This is a genomic window from Bradyrhizobium sp. (assembly GCF_049581145.1).
In the GTDB taxonomy this organism is placed as follows: domain Bacteria; phylum Pseudomonadota; class Alphaproteobacteria; order Rhizobiales; family Xanthobacteraceae; genus Bradyrhizobium.
In genome coordinates, this window is record NZ_JBAURI010000559.1 from 1 (window position 1) to 1,703 (window position 1,703).

Genomic DNA, 1,703 nt, shown 5'->3' on the forward strand with positions numbered 1-1,703 from the left:
TTTCAGGTCCGCCGGCTGCGCGACGCGGCTGCCGCGCCGTGCTGCGCACGCAACGTTTCGGCCGACCGACAGACCACCTCGGAAATCTGCATCAGCTGTCGCGCCAGCGGGCTGGTCTTGCGCCAGACCATGCCGATGGTGCGCGAGGGTTGCGGGTTCTTGAAGCGGGTGACCGACACCGGCGCCGAGCGGGTCTCTACCGCCACGGCCATTTCCGGGATCAAGGTGACGCCGATGCCGGCGCTGACCATTTGAACCAGCGTGGACAGCGAGCTTGCGTCCAAAAGCTCCCGGGGCGGCGAGGATTGCATGCTGCAGAACGACAGTGCCTGGTCGCGAAAACAATGCCCCTCCTCCAACAGCAGCAGGCGCATGTCGCGCAGCGCCTGGCTGGTCGGCGCTGCGGTGCCTTGATCCGCGCCGGGCCGGACCAGCAGGAAATTCTCCGAAAACAACGCGACCTCGGTCAGCGAAGGTTCGGACACCGGCAGCGCGACGATCGCCGTATCGAGCCGGCCTTCCATCAACTCCTGCAGCAGCTTCGGCGTCACCGTTTCACGGACGTGAATGTCGATTTCGGGATGGCTGCGCGTGAGATTGCCGATGACGGTCGGCAGCAGATAGGGCGCAATTGTCGGGATCATGCCGATGCGCAGCCGGCCCACCAGCTGGTCCTGCGAGGCGCGCGCAAAGTCGCCGAGTTCGTCGACCGAGCGCAGGATGTCGCGGACGCGCCGGGCGACTTCTTCGCCGAACGTGGTCAGCGCGACCTGCCGGGCGCCGCGCTCCAGCAGCACGCCGCCGAGCGCGTCCTCCATCTCCTTGATCTGCATCGACAGCGCCGGCTGCGAGATCGCGCAGGCTTCCGCCGCGCGCCCGAAATGGCAATGCCGGGCCAGCGCGTCGAAATAGCGAAGCTGCCTGAGCGTCACGTGAAGCATCAGAATAACTTATCGTTACAATCACCAAAGTCAACTTTACCTGATATAATGCGGTGGTAGGTTCCCTCGCCGAACGCACGCCTGCAATTCACGACAGGAGGAGACACCAATGGACGACAAGACCAAGTGCCCGTTTCCGGGCGCGACCCGCGCTCACAGCAACCGCGACTGGTGGCCGAGCCAGCTGAACCTCTCGGTTCTCCACCAGCATTCCAGCCTGTCCAATCCGCTGGGCGAGGCGTTCGACTATGCCAAGGAATTCAAGACCCTCGATCTCGATGCCGTGATCAAGGACCTACGTGGCCTGATGACGGATTCGCAGACGTGGTGGCCGGCCGATTTCGGCCATTACGGGCCGCTGTTCATTCGTATGGCGTGGCACAGCGCCGGCACCTACCGGATCGGCGACGGCCGCGGCGGCGCCGGATCGGGCCAGCAGCGTTTCGCGCCGCTCAACAGCTGGCCGGACAACGCCAACCTCGACAAGGCGCGCCGGCTCTTGTGGCCGATCAAGCAGAAATACGGCCAGAAGATCTCCTGGGCCGACCTTTTGATTCTCGCCGGCAATGTCGCGCTGGAATCGATGGGCTTCAAGACCTTCGGTTTCGGCGGCGGCCGCGCCGACGTCTGGGAGCCGGAAGAGGACATCTACTGGGGCCCGGAGGGCAAATGGCTGGCGGACGAGCGCTACAGCGGCGATCGCGAGCTCGCGGGCCATCTCGGCGCCGTGCAGATGGGCCTGATCTACGTCAATCCGGAAGG

2 protein-coding genes are annotated in these 1,703 nt (G+C 64.8%); one reads left to right on the top strand and one right to left on the bottom strand.

The window, feature by feature from the left end; translation table 11 throughout:
- Window positions 1–2 precede the first annotated feature (2 nt).
- The gene (locus WCB02_RS18475) at window positions 3–941 is read right to left on the bottom strand and encodes a LysR substrate-binding domain-containing protein (RefSeq protein WP_423960203.1); all 939 of its coding nucleotides are present in this window, start codon (window positions 939–941) and stop codon (window positions 3–5) included.
- 109 nt (window positions 942–1,050) lie between these two features.
- Between WCB02_RS18475 and WCB02_RS18480 the strand changes: the two genes are divergently transcribed.
- A partial coding sequence (locus tag WCB02_RS18480) for a peroxidase family protein (protein ID WP_423960204.1) occupies window positions 1,051–1,703 on the top strand: 653 nt, incomplete at its 3' end.

Excerpts from the sequence above, each read along its gene's own strand:
- WCB02_RS18475 (WP_423960203.1), bottom strand. The coding sequence starts at position 941 with ATGCTTCACGTGACGCTCAGGCAGCTTCGCTATTTCGACGCGCTGGCC.